Source organism: Klebsiella sp. Ech2A (assembly GCF_030078455.1).
In the GTDB taxonomy this organism is placed as follows: Bacteria; Pseudomonadota; Gammaproteobacteria; order Enterobacterales; family Enterobacteriaceae; genus Klebsiella; species Klebsiella terrigena.
On sequence record NZ_JAQGFU010000395.1, the window covers coordinates 1 to 1,574 of the forward strand.

3 protein-coding genes are annotated in these 1,574 nt (G+C 58.0%); 2 read left to right on the plus strand and 1 reads right to left on the minus strand.

Annotated elements, in window-relative coordinates; genetic code table 11:
- The coding region (locus tag PFH44_RS27360) for a DeoR/GlpR family DNA-binding transcription regulator (protein WP_283826803.1) at positions 1 to 340 on the minus strand (340 nt) is incomplete at its 3' end.
- A 91-nt stretch (positions 341 to 431) separates the two neighbouring features.
- Between PFH44_RS27360 and PFH44_RS27365 the strand changes: the two genes are divergently transcribed.
- Both PFH44_RS27365 and PFH44_RS27370 read left to right on the plus strand, forming a co-directional pair.
- Positions 432 to 815 (plus strand): VOC family protein, encoded by a 384-nt coding sequence (locus PFH44_RS27365; RefSeq protein ID WP_283826804.1) that lies wholly within the window; start codon positions 432 to 434, stop codon positions 813 to 815.
- 35 nt (positions 816 to 850) lie between these two features.
- On the plus strand, positions 851 to 1,492 hold the full coding sequence (locus tag PFH44_RS27370) for a CatA-like O-acetyltransferase, family 1 (RefSeq protein WP_283826805.1): 642 nt from the start codon (positions 851 to 853) through the stop codon (positions 1,490 to 1,492).
- Positions 1,493 to 1,574 lie beyond the last annotated feature (82 nt).

Genomic DNA, 1,574 nt, shown 5'->3' on the forward strand with positions numbered 1-1,574 from the left:
GCGCCTCGGCAATCGCCAGGTTAGTGGTGCCGGTATCGATAAAAATGCAGCCGCCGGTCTTCACCAGCCTTGCGCATTGTTGCGCGATTCTGAGCTTTGTTGCCGTGTTTTTATCTTTGCGTTCGCTATAGTCACCGGCCTCCGGCAGGTTCATCACCGCCCCGCCGTAGACCTTTTTGCAAAACCCACCTTTGCTAAGCTCATGTAAATCACGACGAATTGTGTGTTCAGAGACGTTTAGCCTGGTCGCCAGTTCGGCGCAAACCACCCTGCCGTTCTCCTGCAGGATCTGGCAAATGAGCGCTTGTCGCTGCTGAGGGAATGCTGCATAATCGAGCACGTAACATCCTTTTAATTAAGTAATCGAGCATTAGTGAGCATGATCATGCATCTGCTCTCCCTCTGTCAACACGCATCAGGAGATATTGACCATGAAAGTAGCCCATATCGCGCTTTGGACCCGTCAGCTTGAGCAGCAGGCCCGCTTTTGGGTCGACTTCTTTGCCGGCGAGATTAACGATAAGTACTACAGCCAGACGAATCACGGCTTTGCCTCCTACTTTGTGAAGATCGGCGACAATATTGCCATCGAGCTGATGACCAAGCCGGGGCTCAGCGAAGGGACGCCGGATAATAACCACACCGGCTGGGTGCACCTGGCCATTGCGGTAGGCGGAGCAGCAAAAGTTGATTTACTGGCGCAGCGCGCCGACGCGCAGGGTATTTTAGTCTCGCCGCCGCGTACCACCGGCGACGGCTACTATGAGGCGGTGATCAAAGACCCCGATGGCAATCTGATTGAAATCGTCGCATAGTCGTCTCTGACATCCGAACCAACCAGGAGCGCGCCGTGCCCGCCTACCACGTTATCGACAGAGAAACCTGGCATCGCCGAGAGCATTTCGAATTTTATCGTACCTTTGCCAACCCCAGCTTTAACCTCTGCGTACCGCTTGAAGCGCAAGGGCTGTACGAATGCGCCAAAGACCGGCAGGTCTCCTTTTTCCAGCTGGCGCTCTACGCCCTGCTGCGGGCGGCCAACGCCGTCCCTGAGCTCAAACAGCGGATGCTGGGCGACGAGATTATTGAATACGATGAGATAGCAGTGATGACGCCGGTGATGACCGCTCAGGAGGGATTTCGCCAGGTGTGGTGCGACGGCGCCGCCGATTTTGCCGCCTTCAGCCTGGCGGCAACGCCGAACATTGAGGCGGCAAAAACCACCGATCCGGCGCCGCTTATCGTCAACGGGGAGCACTTCTTCTGCGCCAGCTGCCTGCCGTGGCTGCATTTCAGCGCCATCACCCATGCCGAATATTACGTCGGCGCCGCGGTGCCCGCCCTCACCTGGGGCAAACTGAAAAACGGCGTAATACCGGTCGCGGGTAAGTTCAACCACGCCTTCGTTGACGGCCTGCACGCCAGCCGCTTCTTCGCCGCAATAGAGGCGGGGTTTGCCGATCCGGACGCGCTATGGCGGCCGCTGCCCTGAAACGCTATCCCGCCCGCTGACCACCCTCAGCGGCTTCGGCGCGGGGCTAGAGCCCGATCGGCTGGTAGCCCTGCCATTCAGG

Coding starts and splice junctions, on each gene's coding strand:
- PFH44_RS27365 (WP_283826804.1), top strand. CDS start 432: ATGAAAGTAGCCCATATCGCGCTTTGGACCCGTCAGCTTGAGCAGCAG.